We start from the raw sequence: 1,441 nt of genomic DNA on the forward strand, positions 1-1,441 counted from the left end.
AGGCTCTCTTAGATGAAGAGATCCCCTTCGCTCATTTTCGAAAGAGCAAAGCAAGAATGGGCCTTTAGCTCAGTTGGTTAGAGCACCCGACTCATAATCGGTAGGTCCCCAGTTCAAGTCTGGGAAGGCCCACCATTTTTGCTTGAATTTTACCTCTTATGGTCTTCTAGGTTACCAAATTTGGCCATATGCCTTAGCTCACCTAGCATTGATTCCCTGACTTGGAGTCCGTGAACAAAAAACGTTGTTAACAAAGTTTGAAAGGTCATAGTCTCAAGATAGACAGAAGCGGCTGTTAGTGCTTCGCAGTTCACGATGCCCGCTTCGAAGAAGATTGAAGACCTTAACGCTTTGACCGCACCTGCTTCGAGAGGTCGAGTTGTGTTGGTTCAAATTATATCTACAGGTCGCCTGTGATAACCGCACGAGGGGCGGGTATCATTGCTTATTCTTATAAAGCTCTGATTTTAAAGGGGTAATGAATTAGCAAATGCGTATTCAATACGCATTTGCTAAAGAGTGTGCGCAATTTGAAAAAACGGAAGTCTCATAAGTCTATGATTATTAATGAATTGATCGTTCCGAAGGTGTTAACCTAATTGAAAAGTGATACCCGTATCGGGTACGTAGAATTAACTGTTATGAGTAAGTAATGGGAAAGAAGCTACCACCAGATCAGCTAGAACTTTATAAAAGAATCGATGAGATCCTCTTTTATAAATGGGACCCAATTGGCGTTTCCGATAGCGACTGGGCAAGAGATGAATATCAATCTTACTTGCCAAGAGTTTTTGCTTACGCAATGGAGAGCGATTCTCCAGAGCCAATAGCAAAGTACCTTGGAGTGACTTCAACTGAAAATATGGGGTTATCTGCAGCGCCTGAGCATGATATGAATATCGCCAAAATAATCTTTGAAGTAAAAGAGGGGTTGGGGTTGTAGTATGTGCCACATAAAACTCATAACAAGCCGCTCAAACACGTTCCGGCCGCAAAAAGCGCGACCTCCACTGGACTCACTACACTGCGTTTCGTTCGCCGTTTAGCGGGGCGTTAGAATTTTAGGAAANTCACAATCAAACTAAAGGAGTATTTGTGAATATGAAAAAAGTAACTTTATCGTTAGTTGTAGTGGGTTTTATCTCTGGTTGTGGGAGCTCAGGGTCATCTGATTCTTCAGATCCCTTAACTTCTTCAGGTACACCAGATGAAAACATAGTTGCTGTTTCTGGGGTCTATGATACCTCTCGAACAGGCGATGAAGCTTACTTGTATATTGCTGAATCAGGCGCTGTAACTGCTTATGACTATCAAGGTGAAGCAAGTGGCACAGGCGAAAATTGCTATTCTTTATCTACGGCATCCGGCCAAATAAACTCTAGTCTTCACGAGGGCACTGTAACGTATTCTTCCACTAGTGGTAAATACACCTTAACCAGCG

At 42.8% G+C, this 1,441-nt stretch carries 2 protein-coding genes and 1 tRNA gene; all 3 read left to right on the forward strand.

The window, feature by feature from the left end:
* The first annotated feature begins 58 nt into the window (after positions 1-58).
* Positions 59-135, forward strand: a tRNA-Ile gene (locus tag A3738_RS05625).
* A gap of 517 nt (positions 136-652) precedes the next feature.
* Positions 653-943: a hypothetical protein gene (locus A3738_RS05630; protein WP_068473097.1), complete on the forward strand. Its 291-nt coding sequence runs from the start codon at positions 653-655 to the stop codon at positions 941-943.
* A gap of 158 nt (positions 944-1,101) precedes the next feature.
* Positions 1,102-1,441 (forward strand): hypothetical protein (locus A3738_RS05635; RefSeq protein WP_197473629.1); only part of this gene is annotated, 340 nt, incomplete at its 3' end.

Source organism: Oleiphilus sp. HI0066 (assembly GCF_001635725.1).